Annotated in this window: 12 protein-coding genes and 1 tRNA gene; all 13 read right to left on the bottom strand. The window is 61.6% G+C overall.

Annotated features, from left to right (window positions below; translation table 11 throughout):
* Nucleotides 1-14: 14 nt before the first annotated feature.
* The 13 genes from AABA84_RS09995 to AABA84_RS09935 all read right to left on the bottom strand — a co-directional run bounded on the left by AABA84_RS09995 (nt 15) and on the right by AABA84_RS09935 (nt 19,949).
* A complete protein-coding gene (locus AABA84_RS09995; protein ID WP_338311975.1) occupies nt 15-659 on the bottom strand; it encodes a methyltransferase family protein in 645 nt (214 codons plus the stop codon).
* Nucleotides 660-661: 2 nt separating this feature from the next.
* Complete coding sequence (locus AABA84_RS09990) at nt 662-1,570, bottom strand: type II secretion system F family protein (RefSeq protein WP_338311974.1); 909 nt, start codon at nt 1,568-1,570, stop codon at nt 662-664.
* Nucleotides 1,567-2,499 carry a type II secretion system F family protein gene (locus tag AABA84_RS09985; protein ID WP_338308533.1) on the bottom strand — a complete coding sequence of 311 codons (933 nt, stop codon included), beginning with the start codon at nt 2,497-2,499 and terminating at the stop codon, nt 1,567-1,569. Before AABA84_RS09985 ends, AABA84_RS09990 begins: the two co-directional genes overlap by 4 nt.
* Nucleotides 2,496-3,920: a CpaF family protein gene (locus tag AABA84_RS09980; protein WP_212253470.1), complete on the bottom strand. Its 1,425-nt coding sequence runs from the start codon at nt 3,918-3,920 to the stop codon at nt 2,496-2,498. Before AABA84_RS09980 ends, AABA84_RS09985 begins: the two co-directional genes overlap by 4 nt.
* On the bottom strand, nt 3,917-5,122 hold the full coding sequence (locus AABA84_RS09975; RefSeq protein WP_212253472.1) for an AAA family ATPase: 1,206 nt from the start codon (nt 5,120-5,122) through the stop codon (nt 3,917-3,919). The genes AABA84_RS09980 and AABA84_RS09975 overlap by 4 nt, the downstream gene beginning before the upstream one ends.
* Nucleotides 5,122-6,084 (bottom strand): Flp pilus assembly protein CpaB, encoded by a 963-nt coding sequence (cpaB, locus tag AABA84_RS09970; protein WP_212253474.1) that lies wholly within the window; start codon nt 6,082-6,084, stop codon nt 5,122-5,124. The genes AABA84_RS09975 and cpaB overlap by 1 nt, the downstream gene beginning before the upstream one ends.
* Nucleotide 6,085: 1 nt before the next feature.
* Nucleotides 6,086-6,592 carry an A24 family peptidase gene (locus tag AABA84_RS09965; RefSeq protein WP_177237000.1) on the bottom strand — a complete coding sequence of 169 codons (507 nt, stop codon included), beginning with the start codon at nt 6,590-6,592 and terminating at the stop codon, nt 6,086-6,088.
* A gap of 100 nt (nt 6,593-6,692) precedes the next feature.
* Nucleotides 6,693-6,908 carry a hypothetical protein gene (locus AABA84_RS09960; protein ID WP_038949704.1) on the bottom strand — a complete coding sequence of 72 codons (216 nt, stop codon included), beginning with the start codon at nt 6,906-6,908 and terminating at the stop codon, nt 6,693-6,695.
* Between the two features lie 497 nt (nt 6,909-7,405).
* Entirely contained in the window at nt 7,406-14,467 is a 7,062-nt protein-coding gene (locus AABA84_RS09955) for a VCBS domain-containing protein (RefSeq protein ID WP_338311973.1), read from the bottom strand.
* 1,586 nt (nt 14,468-16,053) lie between these two features.
* Nucleotides 16,054-16,129: transfer RNA gene (locus AABA84_RS09950), tRNA-Lys, on the bottom strand.
* Between the two features lie 157 nt (nt 16,130-16,286).
* The gene (locus AABA84_RS09945) at nt 16,287-16,895 is read right to left on the bottom strand and encodes a Spy/CpxP family protein refolding chaperone (RefSeq protein ID WP_038951211.1); all 609 of its coding nucleotides are present in this window, start codon (nt 16,893-16,895) and stop codon (nt 16,287-16,289) included.
* 211 nt (nt 16,896-17,106) lie between these two features.
* Nucleotides 17,107-18,111 carry a TRAP transporter substrate-binding protein gene (locus tag AABA84_RS09940; RefSeq protein WP_212253478.1) on the bottom strand — a complete coding sequence of 335 codons (1,005 nt, stop codon included), beginning with the start codon at nt 18,109-18,111 and terminating at the stop codon, nt 17,107-17,109.
* Between the two features lie 275 nt (nt 18,112-18,386).
* Nucleotides 18,387-19,949, bottom strand: coding sequence for a 2-isopropylmalate synthase (locus AABA84_RS09935; protein WP_212253480.1), 1,563 nt, complete (start codon nt 19,947-19,949; stop codon nt 18,387-18,389).
* Nucleotides 19,950-20,960: the final 1,011 nt, after the last annotated feature.

Genomic DNA, 20,960 nt, shown 5'->3' with positions numbered 1-20,960 from the left:
GACCGGAACAGCACTCACCAAACGTAAGGGACCACTCTCCAGCGCGATGCTTCGTAACCGGAATATTCCGGGCAGTTGCGACGAAGCAGGTCCTCTTCGTAATAGATTCGGCAGACCTGAACGCCGATATGCAAGACGAGCAAGACCGCTGTCAGCGGCGTCGGGCTTCTCAGCACCACACCCAGCACGGCGATTTCTTCCGCAAGGTAGAGCGGGTGCTTGATCCAGCGATACGGACCCGTTTGCACCACGTTGCGCGCCTGTGGCACCAGACTGAACGACCTGCCAAGATGTCGGATGGTGACCAGCATCATGATCATGCCGATCAACACGCACGCGGTGGACGCCAGGTTTGGCAACGCCTTGTCGGTCTCGCCGAAGAAGGCGATCGTCCACGGCATATAGGTGCCGACGAACGCCGCTATCCTTGGGAGGCCGTTCGCTTGCGCCTTCGCCGGGGGCCGCGTGATGATCAACAGCGCCAGGAGCACGTAGAAGACAGCGAGGCAAACACTCGACAGGAGCGACGGCCAGGGATCATGAACCGATGATCCGATCTTGATCGCCACGCCAAGCGCCAGCAACATGAACCACATGCCGCCGAACAGTTGCATTGTCCGATCGTAAGAGAACGTTTTCGACAGGGCAATCGTGCTCATGGCTACTTACCGAAGCTGGCGAACGAACGCACGAGGTGCAGAATGGGACTTCCTCCCAAGATGACGAACATGGCTGGAAGCAGGAACAACACCATCGGAATGGTCAGCTTGGCGCCCAACTTGTGTGCTCTTTCTTCAAGCTTGGTAATTCGTTCGCGCCGGAGGTCGACGGCGATACTCCGCAGAGCCTGGCCCACCGGCGTTCCATATTGCAGGCTTTGGCCGACCATGATTCCGAATCGGCGAAGCCCATCCGACGTCGATCCCAGTTTCTCGAATGCGTCGCTGCGGCTTGGCAGGATCCGGAGATCATCAAGAAGGCCGCTCATGACCCGGGCTATGGCGGGATTGGTCTCATTCATTTCCTGCGCGACGCGTGCCAGCCCGCTTTCCAGGCCCATTCCCGCCTCGCTGCACACAACCAGCAAATCGATCATGTCCGGCGTGCCCAGGCGAATGGCGGCATCAAACCGCCGCTTCAGCACCGCCAGTATCAATCGCGGCGCCAAGATCCCGATCGCCATGCCAATGAGCGTGAAGACCAGCACATCCAGCAGTGCCTTCCCGAAAAGCTGAGCGACACCCCCGGCAATGATCGGGCATAGGGCCATGCTGACGGCTTTGACACCGATCCAGGTCGGCAAGGCTCGATGATGATTGAAACCTGACGATTGAAGGATGGTTCGTAGCTGATCCAGATTTTCCTCAGCATAGAAGCGACGATACCGCATGCCGAGTGACGAGAACCAACCGGTCACATCCTGGAAGGGTGCAGACCGGCCAGCAACGCCCATCACGGCGTTTGATACCCGGGCGTCCAATGCACGAATGTGTATTTCGCGGATGATCAACATGCAGGACGCAGTCGCAGCCACGACTGCAAGGGCCACCAGACTGAGACCAGAAGTCATAATTCTGTTTCCCTTCTGACCATCCAACTTATCACCAGGGCTCCGACAAGCACCGAAAGGACTGCGTAAGCCAGCAGCTTGTTTCCGACCGGATCGGTGAACAACAGATCAACCGTTTGCGGATTGGCTGCGTATAGGACCCCACCTGCAATCAAGGGCGAGACTGTCAGCGCTCGTGAGGAAAAGATCACCTCTCCTGCCAGCGCCTTGGCCCGAGCAGCCAGCGCAACACGTTGCCTGACAGTGTCTCCCAGGTTCTGCAAGGTCTCGGCCAGGCTGCCGCCGGACTTCAACTGGACGGCAAGTGTCACCGCAAAGATCGCATACTCGGCCACCTGCGTCCGCCGATAGACGGCTTGGACAGCTTCCTCTGCAGGTCTTCCCAGATTCACTTCGCTGCATACGATGGCAAACTGCCCGGCGGTTGGCTGCGGCATATCGCGCGCGAGGGCACGAAATGCCTCGTGCACAGGCAGACCCGATCGCACGGTACTTGTCACCAGCTGGATCGCATCAGGCAGCTGTCGAAAAAGCTGAAGAGCAAAGCGACGTTGCTGCCATCCGAACAGGCCTCGTATCACAATGAGGGCCGCGATTACGGCGACAATGGACCCGTAGACGATGGAATATCCCAGCTGGCTGTTCGCATAAAGGATCGCTGCTGCTCCGAATGCACCGGCAAGCAGCACATAGGCAGGATGCAACACGTAAGGTATATCGGGATTGTAATTGGATAGCCGATTGAGAAACTGAGCCTGGGACCCGGCCTCCAAGCGGCGAATGGATGGCAGGTTGGCCGGATGCGACGCTGGCAGAGCAACCGCCAACTGGCGATTGATGCGTCTTTCCCGCGCGTCGAGCCACAACGAGATGGCCGCTGCGCACATCGCGAGCGCCAGAACAGTGACGATCACGGACTCCAGCGTCATACTTGCCTCATGGCCTCGGCCCAAGCACCATCCAGCCCGAAATAGACCAGCCGGCTCTTGAACTTCGGGGTTGCAAGGTTGGACTTGTAGCTGCCCGATATCCGCCCGTGCACATCCTCCTCCTGATACTCGAAGGCTGCGATGTCATTGGTGGTGATCACCTCGCCTTCAAGGCCGATCACCTCGCTGATCTGAACGATACGGCGCTGTCCGTCCCGCATGCGCTCGACCTGCACAATGAGATCCAGCGCAGCGACGATCTGGCTTCGAATGGCGCGCGACGGTAGATTGACCTGTCCCATCTGCACCATGTTTTCGATGCGGGTCAGGGCATCCCGGGTACTATTCGCGTGTACCGTGGAGATCGAACCATCATGGCCGGTGTTCATCGCCTGCAGCATGTCGAATGCTTCGGAACTGCGCACCTCGCCGACGACGATCCGGTCGGGACGCATACGCAGGGCATTCACCAGCAGATCGCGTTGTGTCACCTGCCCTGTGCCCTCGAGGCTGGGAGGCCGGGTCTCCAGGCTGATCACGTGCGGCTGCTGAAGCTGCAGCTCAGCCGCATCCTCGATCGTGACGATACGTTCGGTGTGATCGATGAACTGACTCATCGCGTTCAGGAGCGTCGTCTTGCCGGATCCGGTGCCGCCGGAGACCAGAACATTGAGCCGCGAGCGGGCGGCGATCTCCAGCAATCGTCCGATGGCCGCGGTCATCGAGCCGTTTTCGATCAATCCGGCGATGTCCAAACGGCGGCTTGGAAACTTCCGGATGGAAATGCACGGACTATGGATCGCCAGCGGCGGGAGGATGATGTTGACCCGGCTGCCATCCAGCAGGCGACAATCCACCATCGGACTGGATTCGTCGACGCGCCGTCCAACCTGCGCGGCAATCTTCTGAGCGACGGAGGCGATGTGATCATTGTCGCGGAATCGCACCGCAATTCGTTCCAGCTTGCCGCTTCGCTCCACGTAGACATTACTTGGACCGTTCACCATGATATCGTTGATCGATTGGTCCAGCAGTAGCGGACGCAGCGGCCCGTAGCCCGTCATGTCGTCGGCGATTTCGTCCGCGAGCTGCAGCTGCTCGCGGCCCGACAGCTCGAGCCGTTCCTGGTTGGCAATGTGGTGAATGATCTCCTCAATCTGCCGCCGAAGAACTTCCCGCGAGACGGTTGCGGCCACCGCTGGCTCGATCTGCTCAATCACCCGTTCACGCAGCGAAGGCGGGATTATGGGTTGGTGGATCCCCGGCTCGTCGCGCCTTGGCGCAGGCGACGGCACGCTCGGTGCGGATGCAGTCGCGCTGGGCGACGGCAAAGGCAGGCCTATCGCAGATGCAGGGAGGCCTGCCACCAATGCAGATACGTGAGCCGGTGCGTCGTCGTCACGCCTACCAAACTTCTTCATCGCAGATGTGCTGTGAGCACCCTCCTCCACCAGCTACCCCGCTCGGCAGCGACACCGCTGATCTCCCGTACGATCGGTGCCAGGTAACGCCGCAATTTCCTGACGTGCTTCAGAGCTGGAATTCCGAGATTGAGCGCCTCGGTCATGCCCTTGCCGAGATCGGGAACGACGATGTCGGGCTCTGCACCCAACGCCTTGACGACCGCCGCCCTCGGAAGGCCCCCGGGACGACCGGCCCGGTTGAGCAAGGTGAAGACCCGGTCCTTGCCCGCGATGTTGATCACGGCGGCGCGTAGCGCATGGGCATTGCGAAGTCCGGTCACCTCGGATTCGAGCAGCACCATCACGTGACGGGACAGCGCAATCACGGGATAGATCGACGGCGGAAACGGGACGGGTACATCGACGACGATGTAGTTGAACCGTTGACGCAGCAGACCCAGCACGTGTCGTACGCCAGCCTCCGTAATTTCGAGCTGCGCATCGAGGTCCTCGTCGGCCGAGACCAGGCAAACCCTTTCGTTGACTTCGATAGCCGCGCGCTCGAGGAAGAGCGTGTCTGCCCGCGCCGGATTTTCCAGAGCGATACGCAAGCCCGGCCCGGGACGAACACCCAACATCACGGCGGCCTCGCCGCCCTGCAGATGGAGATCAAGCAGCGCCACCTTGGCCTTGGTTGTCTCGGCAAGTTGCAGCGCCAGATTGATCGCGATGCTCGTGGCGCCGGCGCCGCCCTGCGCCCCGCAGATCGAGACCACGTGCCCGCCACGATCGATCTGGTTGGCTGCGACGTCGCCGAGCAACTTGGGACGCAGCTTGTCCAGCACCATGTCGCGCGTGAGCGGTCGCGGCAGATACTCGGTCAAGCCGAGCTCCAGGAGCTCACGGTAGAAGGTGATCTCCCTGTTGTCGCCGATCACGGCCACGCGGACATCGGGTGGACAGACGCCGGCCAGCCTTTCCAGCTCGGTAAAGGGATCATCGATGCCACTGATGTCTGCCACCAGCGCGAACAGATCGGTGTCGGTTTCGAGCATCCGTATGGCATTGCGGATCGTGCCGCGCCTGATCGAGAGGTTGGCGCCTTCGAGCCCCTTGCGCAGCGCCGCAGCGCTGAGCTCGTCATTGACGAAGCCGACGATGCGGTTACGCGTGACGATCGACGTCGATTCTTCAGGCGGAGTGGCTATGGCAATGTTCATCAACGTTTCTCCGACAACCTGTTATCGTAACCCGCCGCCGTTGCAGCCGGGCGTACGGCTTCCGATGCACCGTCGCAGCTGACGAGAGCGTCTTCCTCTTGCTTCCTGACCGTGTATTGCTTGACCTCACCGCCTGAGTGAACGAACACTGCCGTTCTCTGTGCGGAAATTGCATACTGGCGGGCAAGTTCAGGCGACACGTCACAGCTCGACATCGCGCCGGTGTCTGCCTTGTCCCACTGATCGACTGCTGCGCGTACCGCGAACGAGAGCGTCCCGAGCTGCTTTGCGACGGTGACTTTCTTGACCTGCACCTGCGTAAGCTCCAGTGACACGGTCTGCGTTTGCTTACCCGCCATCCCGCCGATGGGTCGCGCGCCCTGCACGATCTCCTGATCGATCGCGATGACTCGAACGTTGCGCAGAACGGTTTCGCTGAGGGCACGACGCGCGGTATCGACTTTCTCGAAAACCTGAGTCAGCACGACGTCGACGTGATCGCCCGGCCTGATGAGGCCCGAGACACCGGCTTCCTCGTCAACCTTGATGCTGATGGCACGGCTGTCTGGCGCCAGGACACTGGCGAGGAAACCCCGATCCCGCGGACGCAGGATATCCTGCAACGTAACGGGACTGCCCGCTTCGACGAAGTTGCGGATGAGTGAACCGGCAAGTCCGGCCTTGGACTCGGGGGTCTCAAGGATAGCGCCTTGGGGAACGCGCTCCGGTGGCACCGAGCGGACGGCCAAATCCTCTTCGCGGGCCAACGTCCCCCTCGGCAATGGCCGTGCCGCGACAAAGTATCCGGCGGTCGTCGGCGCCGCCGGCGCGAGGGTCTCTGTCACTTGTACTGGGACCGGAGGCAGCGCCTTCGGCAGGTTCATGCTATAGGCGATCAGTCCGAACGCTGTGGTTGCAAGCAAAAGCACCACGATGATCGACAGACGCAGCGCGGATGACATTTCACGATCCTTTGCTCAAAATGGTCCAGATACCGCCGCAGGCGATAGCAGCTCCGTAAGGCAGCGGGGCGTGTCGCAAATGGCGCCAACGCTCGATCGCGTAAATCCGGCGCGCGAGCGACGATCCGGCGGGTGCCAACCTGGGATATGGCAGGTGACGCATCATCAGATGCACCAAGGCAAGAACGCCGCCGGCCAGCACGGTGACGGTCAGCAACTGCATCACGCCGCTCGGCGGGAGACCAACCGCCAGGGCAACCAGCAGCTTGACGTCGCCGCCACCAATTCCTCCGCGCGCGTACAGGACAAAAAGTAGCAGAAAGAGGATCGCGGCTGCGATCAGCGACACAGCGACTTGAATCGGGCTGGGCAATTGACCGGCGATCCCGAGGAGCGCCAGCGCAAGACAAAATTCGTTTCGGATCAAGCGCGTCGCGACGTCCATCGTTGCGACATAGAGCAACAACAGGATTTCCAGGATCGAGGCTGTGGGAGCAATCCAACTCATGAAATGCACGTTTCAAAAAAGTGGAAGGCAAACTGGCGGGAGCACTCCTGCGGGAGGGGGGCTGCTTGGATTGCCCCCCTCTGGTGCCAAAACGGCTGTATCAACCAGCGATCGCGGTCGTGAAAGCGGTGGTGATTGCGGTGATCCCGGTAGTCAGCGCCGCCCCGATCTGCCCGCCGGCTCCACCACCGAACACAGCACCCACTGCGCCGACGATACAAACCGCGACGATGATGTACTCGAATGACACCACGCCATCCTGGTCCGTTCGCAGACGCTTCAACGCTTCCTTGGTCTCGATGAAATGATGCAACATAGGAAGAATCCCTTCTTTCAAGATGAATTTGCAGACACCTCGGCGACTTCCAGCGGCTGCGGATTTATGTCCGGCCCCGCCAGCGATAAACTATCCATTAAATGTTTATTATCGTCAACATTTAATATATAATGTTTTTTGAATTAACCCTACTCGAAAGCGAGCCGTCGTGAAAGTCCAGAATCGGCGAAAACCGGCGCAACAGAAAGAAGATAGCTGCCCCCGCAATTGAATCCGGGACTAGGCGCCGGCTGAGAATCGCCAGAGATTCACCGGAATAATACGGGCGACTAGTGGTATAATTTTATTATTCTGAGATTAGAGAATTATGTAATGGCGATGAGCCATGGTGCTGCATCAACCTGTCGATCCACTCACATATAATCGAGCGGATGCTGCGGCCGGGCCGGCGCCCATGGAGCAGGGCGCCCAAATCTCCATGCGAACCAAGTACCGACTTTGCAGTCAGCACCTTTAGCCATCTCCTGGCAGCGCGTTCAGACCAGATACTCGTGATAGCTGATGAGCGTTCCCATGTTCTTGTCTGCCTCAGTCTGGAAGCTCGCGGGATCGTACTGGCCCAACAGGCTGATATTGGCGGTATGAACTCCGTCAGTCACCGAAAGGATTCCTCCAGTGCCGGCCTGATTTGCGACATAGCTAGCGGTCGTGCCGTCCCCGAATGCGACGCCGAGGAGATCCAGGTGGTCATCTCCGTCGAACCCGGACACGACTCCGCTGAAGTCGAAGGAGTCATGGAGCACGATTGTCCCGGTCGCTGCGGCATCTAGTGCAACATGCGCAGATGAAGCCGCTCCGAACTCGATCGTAGCCACGCCATCCATCAGTACGGTGCCGCTGCCGCTTACACTGCCATTGAGAGTGACGTTGGCTCCATGCGCCCACAGCAATCCTGAATTGTCCACGCTGCTGTCGATGACCAGACCGCCGCTGCCGCTGGCCGCAATCGTTCCGGAATTGACGATGCTGTTGCTACCGGTGTCAATCTCGAGTGCGTTGGTGCCCGTCGCGATGATTGTACCTTGGTTGACAAGGATCATAGTGCCTTCGCCAAGCTGTCCGGCTCCCGAAATGGTGTTGTCGATGTTGGTCAGGGTGACGTCGGAAACAGCTCCACTGACAGTGTTCCCGCTATTGTCGGACAACAGCACCTGACCGCCACCTTCAAGCAGAATGCCGTGCCCAACAAGCTGGAGGTCGGTCTCGGCGCCCGTCGAGTTCAACGAGATGGTGCCCGTATTGTGGATGTTGCCGGATAACGGCAGCAATGCGCCGTTGCCGATTGTCATTGTGCCTGAATTGTCGACCATGGGCTTGAAGTCGAATACGAAGTCGTCCGCTGCGAGCGAGCCGGCATCGACGCCATCCAGAGTAATCATTTGACCGTCGGCCAGCGCAATGACGGCATTGCCGTCGTTGTCGGTAGACAGATGCGTTTGGACGTCGGCGAACGTCTTGAAGCTGGCGTAGCCGATCAGGTCGATCTGATCATGCGCAATCTCGAAATTATAGATGACGTCGTGGCCGATGGGCTGTGAGAATACAAGCAGATCGCTGCCACCTGACGCTGTGAGATAATCGTTGCCGGAAATGGCGACGATGGCGGAGCCCGCTGCAAAAGCTTCAACGTTGTCGGCGAATGTCTCGATTACAGCCGAGCCATCCGGCTGCATCCAGGTCACGGTCACGTCGAGGTGCAATGCTCCGGCGAAATCGACCGGCGATGTCACCATTAGCGAACTGACGTCAGTCGTCTCGATCGTCCAGTTGCCATCGGGGAGCAGCATCCCACCATTCAATGTCCAGCCTGCGGGCACACTGCCCACAGTGACGGTGGCGATTTGACCCTGATGAGCGGGCGAGTCCGTCAGGCCGAGATTGATGGGCTGGCCCGACACCCCCGCAGGAGCAAGCGCCGTTCCAAACCCAAAATCCGCCGCGCTGAAACTACCGGTTATGCTCGCCAGCGTGGTCAGGTTGTCCAAATCGGCGACGAGTGTCGCGCCGCCTGCGACGCTCGGATTGGGATCGTAGTAAACTTGCGCGTGGCCCACTGTCGAGTTGTGGAATACAAATAGGGCTCCTGTGGTGATGTTGGAGTAACTGTTGATCGTTGATTGAACTGTCGCCGTCGTCACGGATGCGTCTGTCTTGATGCCGACCTCCGTGTTGGCGAGATTTAACGCAGCGTTGTTGCCCGTCCTGACGTTTTCAACGGTCGTATCGACATCACCAATGACGAACCGCCCGGCGGTTACAGTAAATTCCAGCTTATCCCCTGAGGTGTTGAAGTCGGTGATGTGGTCACCCGCGTCGGTAACAGCGAGATAGGCGAAGGTATCGTTCCCGCCACCACCGGTCAGCGCATCTGCGCCACCACCACCCACGATCCTGTCCGCGCCAGTGCCTGCGCCACCGTTGATCGTGTCGTTACTTGAACCACCCTTGAGGGTATCATCACCGCCGTTTCCAGAACTGCCCATGATGACGAACGATCCAGACGTGACTGCGCCAGCATCTACGACCAGGTCGCCGTTACCCGTGATGCCGGATCCGTCAATCGTAAGCGTTCCTCCATTTTGGAATGTCGAAAGGAATGTCAGGGTGTCGGTGTGATTTCCGCTGTTGCCGTCACTTAAGACGATTGTTTCGAAGTTCTTCAGGCCAATGCTCCCTGCACCATCGCCGAAAGTGAAAGGCCCCAGACCACCACCACTGACCGCGAGAGTGTCCGTACCGCTTCCCCCGGTCAGCATGTCGCCGTTGTTCAGCGTTAGGGGAGATTGCGTGCCGGTCACAGTATTGGTGCCCGATACATAGGAGACGGTATCGGTGCCGGTCGTGAGAGCGAAGGGGCTGGGGCTCGTGACTGAAATTGTCACCGTATCCACATCGGTCAATGCCCCACCCGCTCCGGTGTGGCCATTGTCGCTTGTCGCCATGGTCAGAGTGCTAGTTCCGGCAAAATTCGATGTCGGAACGTAATTGACCGTCGAGGTCAGGGTGGAATTGATGGCGCTGACTGTTCCGGTCAGCGTCACCGTCGACGTTCCGCTGCCGTTGATCCCTGCGGTACCTCCTGAAACGGTCAAGGTGCCGTTGGTTACCGACAACGTGACCGTTTCGCTGGCGCCGTCCGAGTCGGCATCGGAGATGCCAAGTCCCGTGATCGCCTTTGTCGTGTTGATGTTCGTCGTCTGGGCACCCGGAACCGTATTCACCGGCGCGTCGTTGACCGGAATGACCGTGACTGTCGCGTTCACGATATTGCTGGCGTGGCTGGCCGTCTGGCCGTCGTCAACCTGGTAGCTGATGGTGCGGGTCGCGCCCGACGGATCGTCGCCCGAGTTCGAATATGTCACGGAGCGCAGGGCCGCCTGGTAGTTCGCCACACTCGACGAACCCGTCAGGGTCAGCACCCCAGTGCTGGCGTTATAGCTGCCGGTGATGCCGTTCTGATTGGTAAAACCGAGCACATCCTGGCCGAAGGCGAAGTTGCCTGTGATCGAGACCGTCGCGCCGGTCAGATTCGCGCTGTCAAGGTCCGACACCAACAGCGCCGTATCGATCGCGGTCGCCGCCTGACCCTCGGTGTAGGACATTGAACCGCCATTGGCGTCCAACACCGCCGCATCATTGCTGCCGGTGATAGTGACCGTCACGGTGCCGGAGGCGGTGCCGTCCTGGCTGGTCACCGTGAACTGATCCTGGACCTGCTGGCCGGCGGTGAGTTCGTCATGCGCGCCATTGCCGATGTAGCTCCAGGCGCCGTCGGCATCGACGCTGAAGTCGCCATAGGTCCCGTGCGCATTGCTCTGCGCCACGACATGGGCTTCGCCGCTGTCGGGATCCACAATCGTCAATAGGCCGCTCGTGTTCAGTGCGGCGGCGGCATTGCCCTCAGTGACGGACTTCGAGTCCGATGAGACTGTCGCCGCGTCATTGCTGCCGGTGATGGTGACCGTCACCGTGCCGGAAGCGGTGCCGTCCTGGCTGGCCACGGTGAACTGATCCTGCACCTGCTGGCCCGCGGTGAGCTCGTCATGCGCGCCATTGCCGATGTAGCTCCAGGCGCCATTGGCGTCGATCGTGAAGTCGCCATAGGTCCCGTGCGCATTACTCTGCGCCACGACGTGGGCTTCGCCGCTGTCGGGATCCACAATCGTCAGCTGACCGGAGGCGTTCAATGCGGCGGCAACGTCGCCCTCGGTGACGAACTTCGAGTCCGACGAGACCGTGGCCGCGTCGTTGCTGCCGGTGATGGTCACCGTCACCGTACCGGTGGCGGTGCCGTCCTGGCTTGTCACCGTGAACTGGTCCTGCACCTGCTGGCCGGCGGTGAGCTCGTCATGCGCCCCATTGCCGGTGTAGCTCCAGGCGCCGTCGGCATCGATGCTGAAGTCGCCGTAGGTCCCGTGGATGTTCGATTGTGCGACGACGTGGGCTTCGCCCGTGTCGGGATCCACAATCGTCAATAGGCCGCTCGTGTTCAGCGCCGCCGCGGTGTTGCCCTCGGTGACGGACTTCGAGTCCGACGAGACCGTGGCCGCGTCGTTGCTGCCGGTGATGGTCACCGTCACCGTGCCGGAAGCGGTGCCGTCCTGGCTGGCCACCGTGAACTGATCCTGCACCTGCTGGCCCGCGGTGAGCTCGTCATGCGCGCCGTTGCCGGCGTAGCTCCAGGCGCCGTTGGCGTCGATCGTGAAGTCGCCATAGGTCCCGTGCGCATTACTCTGCGCCACGACGTGGGCTTCGCCGCTGTCGGGATCCACAATCGTCAGCTGACCGGAGGCGTTCAATGCGGCGGCAACGTCGCCCTCGGTGACGAACTTCGAGTCCGACGAGACCGTGGCCGCGTCGTTGCTGCCGGTGATGGTCACCGCCACCGTGCCGGAGGCGGTGCCGTCCTGGCTGGTCACCGTGAACTGGTCCTGCACCTGCTGGCCGGCGGTGAGCTCGTCATGCGCGCCGTTGCCGGTGTAGCTCCAGGCGCCATTGGCATCGATGCTGAAGTCACCGTAGGTCCCATGGACGTTCGATTGCGCCACAACATGGGCTTCGCCAGTGTCGGGATCCACAATCGTCAGCTGGCCGGAGGCGTTCAATGCGACGGCAGCGTCGCCCTCGGTCACGGACTTCGAGTCCGACGAGACCGTGGCCGCGTCGTTGCTGCCGGTGATGGTCACCGTCACCGTGCCGGAGGCGGTGCCGTCCTGGCTGGTCACCGTGAACTGGTCCTGCACCTGCTGGCCGGCGGTGAGCTCATTATGCGCGCCGTTGCCGGCGTAGCTCCAGGCGCCGTCGGCATCGATGCTGAAGTCGCCGTAGGTCCCGTGGATGTTCGATTGTGCCACGACGTGGGCTTCGCCCGTATCCGGGTCGGTGATGCTGAGCTGGCCGGAGGTGTTCAGCGCCGCCGCGGTGTCGCCCTCGGTGACGAACTTCGAGTCCGACGAGACCGTGGCCGCGTCGTTGCTGCCGGTGATGGTCACCCTCACGGTGCCGGAGGCGGTGCCGTCCTGGCTGGTCACCGTGAACTGGTCCTGCACCTGCTGGCCGGCGGTGAGCTCATTATGCGCGCCGTTGCCGGCGTAGCTCCAGGCGCCGTCGGCATCGATGCTGAAGTCGCCGTAGGTCCCGTGGATGTTCGATTGCGCCACAACATGGGCTTCGCCAGTGTCGGGATCCACAATCGTCAGCTGGCCGGAGGCGTTCAATGCGGCGGCAGCGTCGCCCTCGGTGACGGACTTCGAGTCCGATGAGACTGTCGCCACGTCGTTGCCGCCAGTGATGGTCACCGTCACCGTGCCGCTCGCGGTGCCGTCCTGGCTGGTCACCGTGAACTGGTCCTGCACCTGCTGGCCAGCGGTGAGCTCATCGTGGGCCCCGTTGCCGGTGTAGCTCCAGGCGCCGTCGGCATCGATGCTGAAGTCGCCGTAGGTCCCGTGGATGTTCGATTGTGCCACGACGTGGGCTTCGCCCGTATCCGGGTCGGTGATGCTGAGCTGGCCGGAGGTGTTCAGCGCCGCCGCGGTGTCGCCCTCGGTGACGAACTTCGAGTCCGACGAGACCGTGGCCGCGTCGTTGCTGCCGGTGATGGTCACCGTCACGATGCCGCTCGCGGTGCCGTCCTGGCTGATCACCGTGAACTGATCCTGGACCTGCTGGCCGGCGGTGAGCTCATCGTGGGCCCCATTGCCGGTGTAGCTCCAGGCGCCATTGGCGTCGATGCTGAAGTCGCCGTAGGTCCCATGGACGTTCGATTGCGCCACGACGTGGGCTTCGCCGCTGTCGGGATCCACAATCGTCAGCTGGCCGGAGGTGTTCAGCGCCGCGGCGGCATTGCCCTCGGTGACGGACTTCGAGTCCGATGAGACCGTGGCCGCGTCGTTGCTGCCGGTGATGGTCACCGTCACCGTGCCGGTGGCGGTGCCGTCCTGGCTGGTCACCGTGAACTGGTCTTGGACCTGCTGGCCGGCGGTGAGCTCATCGTGGGCGCCATTGCCGGTGTAGCTCCAGGCGCCGTTGGCGTCGATGCTGAAGTCGCCGTAGGTCCCGTGGATGTTCGATTGTGCCACGACATGGGCTTCGCCGCTGTCGGGATCCACAATCGTCAATAGGCCGCTCGTGTTGAGCGCGGCGGCGGTGTTGCCCTCGGTGACGGACTTCGCCTCGGAAGAGACCGTAGCCGAATCGTTTGTGCCTGTGATCGTGACCGTCACGGTCTGGGTAGCTGTCGAGCCGTGGCCGTCATTGATCGTCACCACGAAGCTCTCGGTGATCGTCTGGCCCGCAGCGAGGTACTGGGCGGCCGCGTTGTTCAGATTGTAGTGCCATTGCACCGAGCCGTTGGCGGCATTGTCCATCTCGTTGACAGGATCGAGCGAGAAGGCGCCGAGCGACGTGGTGTTGGAAGAGGCTGCCGCGAACGAGGCCGAATGCGTGTCGCCGAGATCGGCATCGTTGAAGCTGATGGTGCCGGCCGCGATCTGCGAATCCGAGAGATCCGGCGTGGCATTCGCGTCTTCTACCACCGAGCCGCTCTGCGGACTCGATGTGATGAAGACCGAGTCGTTTGCGCCATTGAACTGGAGTGTCACGGCCGCCCAGCTGAGCGTGCCATTACCCAGCTGGATAGCGTAAGTGAATGTATCAGTCAGCGTTTGCCCGGTCGCCAGCGCCTGAAGCTGAACGTTGATGTCGCCCTTGTCGTAATGAACGGTGCCGTCCGCTTCGATCCAGATGCGTGCACCGAGGGCGCTGCGGTCACTGGTTGCGGCCATTCCGGCGGCATCACTGCTGTACGCCACATCTTTGACCAGCAAGTCCGCAGGTGCGTAGTTCTTGGTGGACGCGGAGGCGCTCGTTCCATTGTCCAGGGAGAACAGCGTCTTGGCCGCGCCCCCGAGGTCATTTGCCAGCACATTCAAGATGAGAATGTTGCTGGCGTCCTCCGTAAACGAGAAGATGTCGACATTGGCTTGCGGAGTATTTCCGAAAGAGACCGTGCTGCCGCCACCCGTTGTTTGCGTCGCCATAGCTAAATCCTCTGAGTAAAGCGCCGTCCGTGTTCACGGAACCGCACAAATTGCACAATGACGCGGTGATGACCGGCCGTTGCCTTGCCTATGTTGCTGAGTAGGACTGCCGCTTGGCCAAGGGCTTGAAAAATGCGCAAAGAGAGCATCTGACGAGCTCAAGGCCGGTTTGGAGCTAGCGTCGCTCCGAACTCGCGATAGGATGTCGTGTGCACGGTCGCGTGCCTGACAGGAGCAGAGGGCGCCTCCGGCGCCGCCCTGTACGCGATGGCTCGCGCACCATTCGCAAGCGCCAAACTTGGCTCGATAGAAGGATCACATGTTGGCGGAGAAGAACTCGAAATTGCCCGAGCCCGGCCGAACGTTGCTCCAGACTCGCATACAAAATGCGCGCACGTCATTCGTAGCCCTCGTCTGCCAACGCGGAGAGGGAGTGTCGCTGTCAATCAATTCACGCAAATCACGAGCGCTCGCTCGGACGAATGATGAGTCCGCCCCAACGCGACGATCCGGCCAATTGCTGCCAAGTTACGCGAAGAGATTTAGAGCTGTATCCCCCTGCCCATTCATGTGCGGTCTTGGTCCGCCCACGCCCGGCAATCATTTATTGATCTCAATATTCTTCGGCTCCAGAACCGAAGGTCGCGAGACTAGAGCGATCACGATCCCGGATTAAATCGAAAGCTAGATTATTATAATGCGACCGTCAATTTATTTATTAATTTTCCGCATTTAATTATTAACGAGTGAAAATCAAAAGCAGGAAGACGCCCGGTTCGTTTTCCTACAAAAATCAGGGATTCGCAGGGGTTTTGCCCATGTCAGCGGTCTGGTGTCCTGCACGCCACTTGTTCCGATCCACGGAACCCAATATTTAATTTGTGAGCCGGCCCACTGGGATCATGAGCCGTGCAGGCCGACAACATCGTGCACGCCACATCCGAGATGCGCGCGGTCCGCGAGATGGTCCGGCTTGCCTTTGGGTGGTCGGCTCGGCTGGAAGTCGAAGCGCCGCCCATCAATGGAGCGGGAAGCACGGAAGCAACAGTCTCAACAATTGCTCGCAACAGGCACGATTGTTAATTTGCGCGCTCGGCGCGCTGCTGTTTCATTGCTGATCCCCTAAATGGTGCGACCCAACTGAAGCTGTCCTTGAGCCCTGGCCGTCGCCATTTTCGGCTTTCTCGCGCGCGACAACGCGCGCCAGGCAATTGTCCGGGCACAGCGACTTGACGCCGAACTGATTAAGAGCGCCGACAGGCTGTTCGCCCCTCTTCCTCTCGATGAGGAGAATAAGGCGCAGTGCGCTCGAGCGGTCGATCAGCGCAAGCGCGCGCATTAGCGGGATGGCTGGATGCGCAGACCGCACGCGACAGCAATGGCCACTGCGCCCCCAAGCCCCAGGGTCGCGCAGCGCGCCGCCAATCTCGCGTTCTGTGTTTCGAGTCATTCCGAAAGCTCAGGCACAGGGTCAGCCAGATTATCCGACCCGTCGCACGGCGCGCGACCGCTAAAAGCGTCGCACGAGACCCGGTTTGCCCTGCCGAGGAATTTAAAAAAGCCCTTGCGGGCCAGTCTCTTAAGGATGGTGGGCGCACCAGGGCTCGAACCTGGGACCCGCTGATTAAGAGTCAGCTGCTCTACCAACTGAGCTATGCGCCCGAAAGGCGGTTAGTGCCTTGCGAGGTCGGTCGTTTAGCAAAGCGATCCGGGTCTGGCAAGCGATGCAATGAAGGTTTTTCCACAGTCCCCAGAAAGCGAAAAGCCGCTGGATTCCAGCGGCTTCTCCAGGGTCAATCGTCGCAAAATCCAGTCCCGTTCAGAGCCGGCCCTCGCGATCCCGGTCGGGGCCGCCATCGCGGTCGAAACGGTCACGATGGAAGTGCTCCATGCCGCGCTCCATCATGCGGTCCATGCCGCGTTCCATGAAGTGGCGGTGCGGGCCGTCTTCGCCGCCGCCGAACGGGCCGCGGTGGCGGGTCAGCACGGCGAGGCGCCGCTTCTGGCCCTCGTCCAGGGTCTTGTAGAGGGGGTCGGCGGCATCGGCGATCTTCTTCAGGGCCGCCGAGGTCGCGCCCATGTCCTCGGCGCGCTGGCGCAGGCGGGCGACCGGATCCTCCGGCCTGTCGGCGTCCTTGCCGGCGTCACCGGGACCGGCATTCATCCGCGCATTGGCGCGGTCGATGCGCAGCTTGGCGAATTCGCGCACGGCAGCCTCGACCGGCGGCCACAGTTTCTCCTGATCGGCGTTGAGCTTCAGCCCGGCATGGACGGCGGCGATCCGCGCGTCGACAAAAGCGGCGCGGTCTTCCGGGTTCATGCGGATGTGGCGGATGTGCTCCATCCACGGGCGATGATATTGGGCATAGACCGCGCCCGAGCCGGCGATGCTGAGCACGGCGATGGCGGCGATGGTGAACTTCCTCATCCGGACCTCCTCTGGAAGGATGTCCCTGAAGATGGGCGCGACCCGGCGGACACGCAACTTACAACTTGGACAGGAAGTGCGCCCTTGCCAGGATTGTAACGCCCGATTTTACCTCCAGCCGCAACTCGGAAATCATCCGCAACAAAAAGGCTTCCGTGCAGAACGCACGGAAGCCTTCGTTCGTCGTTCGAATTGCTCAGTTCGTGGCCGCTCAGTTCGTGGCGCTCTTGGCTTCCTTGAGGAATTCGTCGATCAGCGGCTGGCCGATGCGGCCGGCGGCATCCTTGTAGACCGGCTCCATCGCCTTGCGCATCGCCTCGCTCTGCTCCGCCGTGAGCTTGATGATCTCGCTCTTGCCGCTCTTCTTGATCTCGGCGAGCGCGTCGTCGTTTTCCTTCTGCGACTGCGCATTGCCGAAATCGGTCGCTTCCTTCATCGCCTTGGTCAGCTGGTCGCGGATGTCGGCCGGCAGGTCGTCCCAGAACTTCTTGTTCACGATCACGACGTAGCCGATGTAGCCGTGATTGGTCTCGGTGATGTACTTCTGCACCTCGTGCATCTTCTGGGTATAGATGTTCGACCAGGTGTTCTCCTGGCCGTCGACCACGCCGGTCTGGAGCGCCTGGTAGACTTCCGAGAACGCCATCACCTGCGGCAGCGAGCTGAGCGCCTTGAACTGGGCCTGCAGCACGCGCGAGGACTGGATGCGGAACTTGACGCCCTGATAGTCGGCGGGCGCGACCAGCTTCTTGTTGGCGCTCATCTGCTTGAAGCCGTTGTCCCAATAGGCGAGGCCGGTGATGCCCTTGGCATCCAGCAGCTTGAGCAGCCGCGTGCCGAGCGGGCCTTCCGTCACCTTTCGCAGCGTCTTCAGGTCGGGCAGGATGTAGGGCAGATCGAACACCTCGAACTCGCGGATGCCGAGCGGTCCGAATTTGGAGTTGGACGGCGCCAGCATCTGCACGCTGCCGAGCTGGAGCGCCTCGAGCTCTTCCTTGTCCTTGTACAGCGTCGAGTTCGGATAGACCTCGACCTTGACCTTGCCGGCGGTGTACCTCTCGGCGAGCTCCTTGAACTTCTCCGCCCCCTTGCCCTTCGGCGTGTCGGTGGCGACGACGTGGCTGAACTTGATGATGATCGGCGATTGGGCCGAGGCCGACCCGGCAAGTCCGAGCGCCAGTGCCGCGATGGACGCGGCGATCGCGAAGGTGCGCATGATCTCTCCCTGTTGTTCTCTTGGGCTGCCCGATGCGGGCGCCTATTCCGAAGCCGGAAGCATCAATAGCGGCTCACGCATTGAGCCGCTATTGGCCCTTCGCAGGGCAGCTATTCATGATGAAGCCCGCGAGCACCGCTGCGCCCCCTCTCCCGCTTGCGGGAGAGGGTTGGGGAGAGGGTGTCTCCTCAGTGGGATATTCCCCGTGAGGAGAGAACCCTCACCCGCCGCCCTCCGGGCGTCGGCCTCTCCCGCAAGCGGGAGAGGCGAAGAAGTCAGCTCGCAGCCGCCGTCGTCACAGTGTCGCGCTGGCGCTTCATGACGATCTTGTTGAGCGCGCCGAGATAGGCTTTGGCCGAGGCGACCAGCGTATCCGGATCCGCCGCGCGCGCCGTCATCGAACGCCCCTCCTGCGACAGCCGCACCGACACCTCCGCCTGCGCGTCCGTGCCTTCGGTCACCGCGTGGACCTGATACAGCTCCAGCTTGGCCTCGTGCGGGACCAGGCGCTTGATGCAGTTGAACACCGCGTCCACAGGACCGTTGCCCTCGGCCTCCTCGATCTTGATCTGGCCGTCGACGTCGAGCTTCATGGTCGCGCGCTGCGGGCCATGGGTGCCGGCGATCACGGTCAGCGAGGTCAGCTTGATGCGGTCGTGGGAAGCCGCCATCTCGCCGTCGACCAGCGCCTCGATGTCCTCGTCGTAGATGTCCTTCTTGCGGTCGGCCAGCGCCTTCATCCGCGTGAACGCATCTTCCAGCTGGTTGGGGCCGAGCTTGTAGCCCATCTCCTCCAGCTTGTGCACGAAGGCGTGGCGGCCGGAATGCTTGCCGAGCACCAGCGAGGACTGCTTCAGGCCGACCATCTCGGGCCGCATGATCTCGTAGGTGGAGGCGTCCTTCAGCACGCCGTCCTGGTGGATGCCGCTCTCATGCGCGAACGCGTTCCGGCCGACGATCGCCTTGTTGTACTGGACGGGAAACGAGGTTGCCGCCGAGACCACCTTCGAGGCGCGGGTGAGCTGCGTGGTGTCGATCTTGTTCCAGTAGGGGAATTTGTCGTTGCGGACGTTGATCGCCATCACGATCTCTTCGAGCGCAGCGTTGCCGGCGCGCTCGCCGATGCCGTTGACGGTGCATTCCACCTGGCGCGCACCGCCCACGATGCCGGCCAGCGAGTTCGCGACCGCCATGCCGAGGTCGTTATGGCAGTGCACGGAGAACACCGCCTTGTCGGAGTTCGGCACGCGCTCGATCAGCGTCTTCATGAAGTGGGTGTATTCCTCCGGCACCGTGTAGCCGACGGTGTCGGGAATGTTCACCGTGGTGGCGCCGGCCTTGATCACGGCCTCGACGATGCGGCACAGGAAATCCATCTCGCTGCGGGTGCCGTCCTCGGCCGACCATTCGACGTCGTCGATCTGGTTGCGGGCGCGTGCGACCATCGCGACCGAGGTCTCGAGCACCTGCTCCGGGGTCTTGTTCAGCTTCACCCGCATGTGCAACGGCGAGGTCGCGATCACGGTGTGGACGCGGCCGCGCTTGGCGAACTTCACCGCCTCGGCGCAGCGGTCGATGTCGGCCGGATGGGCGCGCGACAGGCCGGCGATGACGGCGTTCTTGGAGCGGCGGGCGATCTCGCTGACGGCCTGGAAGTCACCTTCGGAGGTGATCGGGAAGCCGGCTTCGATGACGTCGACGCCCATATCGTCCAAGAGCTCGGCGACCTCGAGCTTTTCCTCGAAGGTCATGGTGGCGCCGGGACACTGCTCGCCGTCGCGCAGCGTGGTGTCGAAAATGATGACGCGGTCCTTCTCGGACTTGTTCACGGTGGCCATTTCAGATTTCCTTTTGAGCTTTTGCGCCGTTCAGACCATTTTAGCCCTTGGCGCTTGAGGTGTCCGGTGATCTCGACCAACCCCTGAGCGCCCAGGCGCATGGCGCCCAGCCGGCCCTCAGGGGCAGCTAAGAAGAAGCCCGCCAATCAGGAGGGTGGGCAGCAGCGCGGCCGGGATCGTGGCGGCGGCCAGAGCCACCTCCCCCGAAATCCCATCGATTTGGCCGCGAATCAGCATTGCCAGACCCTTTTGAGCCCACAAATCCTCGGCCAAAACCGTTGACGGTTGGTTGCCGGGAGGCTCAGTGACCCGTTTCTAGACGAGAAATAGCAGCAACTGCAACGCCAAAAGATGGTCAGGGGGCCTGACCTGGTTGCGGGGTCTCGTGTCCCGGACGCGCTGCAACGCGAAGCGTTGCTGCGCAGAGCCGGGATCCCAGTCGGCGGCGCGGCACAACGCGGATAGATGGGCCCCGGCTCAGCAGCGCACCACCCCCGACGATGCTTCGCATCGCCGCGGGCGCTGCGCTGCGTCCGGGGCACGAGTGCAGTGAGTGGGGACACACCTTCGCGTCCTCGCGGCGCAATTCGCCCGAGCTTTGCTTGGTCGCTCCACCCTCTAAAGCCAAGAGGGCGCAGGGAAGGCCGGGTGCCAGCTCGCACCCACGGTCTGCTGCGCGAATAATGCGCAAGATAGACCGCACAGCAGCATACAGGTGGTGCCGATCACTCGGCCTTCCCTGCGCAGTGGCTGGACGGCTTATGCCGTGATCTCCCGGGAGCCGACCATTCCTTCTGGCCTCCCTCGCCCCGCGAATTGGATGATGCAGTCTGCCCGGTTGGGCTCGCTCGCACCTCCGCAAGAGCTTGACCGTAGCAACGACGGCCAGGACCACACGGTTTTGCCGTACGCACGGCCCGCCATTTCGCCGCAGTTTTTCCGGGCCCTGTCGACGAAGCCGGAAACTTACAGACGAGACGAAGCCTAGCAGCGCCGCTCGTCGCACGAAGC

This window comes from Bradyrhizobium sp. TM239 (assembly GCF_036247985.1).
Taxonomy (GTDB): domain Bacteria; phylum Pseudomonadota; class Alphaproteobacteria; order Rhizobiales; family Xanthobacteraceae; genus Bradyrhizobium; species Bradyrhizobium ottawaense.
Note: the sequence above shows the minus strand (reverse complement) of the source record. Positions and strands in the feature narration are given on the sequence as shown.

Coding starts and splice junctions, on each gene's coding strand:
- AABA84_RS09995 (WP_338311975.1), bottom strand. CDS start 659: ATGAGCACGATTGCCCTGTCGAAAACGTTCTCTTACGATCGGACAATG.
- AABA84_RS09990 (WP_338311974.1), bottom strand. CDS start 1,570: ATGACTTCTGGTCTCAGTCTGGTGGCCCTTGCAGTCGTGGCTGCGACT.
- AABA84_RS09985 (WP_338308533.1), bottom strand. CDS start 2,499: ATGACGCTGGAGTCCGTGATCGTCACTGTTCTGGCGCTCGCGATGTGC.
- AABA84_RS09980 (WP_212253470.1), bottom strand. CDS start 3,920: ATGAAGAAGTTTGGTAGGCGTGACGACGACGCACCGGCTCACGTATCT.
- AABA84_RS09975 (WP_212253472.1), bottom strand. CDS start 5,122: ATGAACATTGCCATAGCCACTCCGCCTGAAGAATCGACGTCGATCGTC.
- cpaB (WP_212253474.1), bottom strand. CDS start 6,084: ATGTCATCCGCGCTGCGTCTGTCGATCATCGTGGTGCTTTTGCTTGCA.
- AABA84_RS09965 (WP_177237000.1), bottom strand. CDS start 6,592: ATGAGTTGGATTGCTCCCACAGCCTCGATCCTGGAAATCCTGTTGTTG.
- AABA84_RS09960 (WP_038949704.1), bottom strand. CDS start 6,908: ATGTTGCATCATTTCATCGAGACCAAGGAAGCGTTGAAGCGTCTGCGA.
- AABA84_RS09955 (WP_338311973.1), bottom strand. CDS start 14,467: ATGGCGACGCAAACAACGGGTGGCGGCAGCACGGTCTCTTTCGGAAAT.
- AABA84_RS09945 (WP_038951211.1), bottom strand. CDS start 16,895: ATGAGGAAGTTCACCATCGCCGCCATCGCCGTGCTCAGCATCGCCGGC.
- AABA84_RS09940 (WP_212253478.1), bottom strand. CDS start 18,111: ATGCGCACCTTCGCGATCGCCGCGTCCATCGCGGCACTGGCGCTCGGA.
- AABA84_RS09935 (WP_212253480.1), bottom strand. CDS start 19,949: ATGGCCACCGTGAACAAGTCCGAGAAGGACCGCGTCATCATTTTCGAC.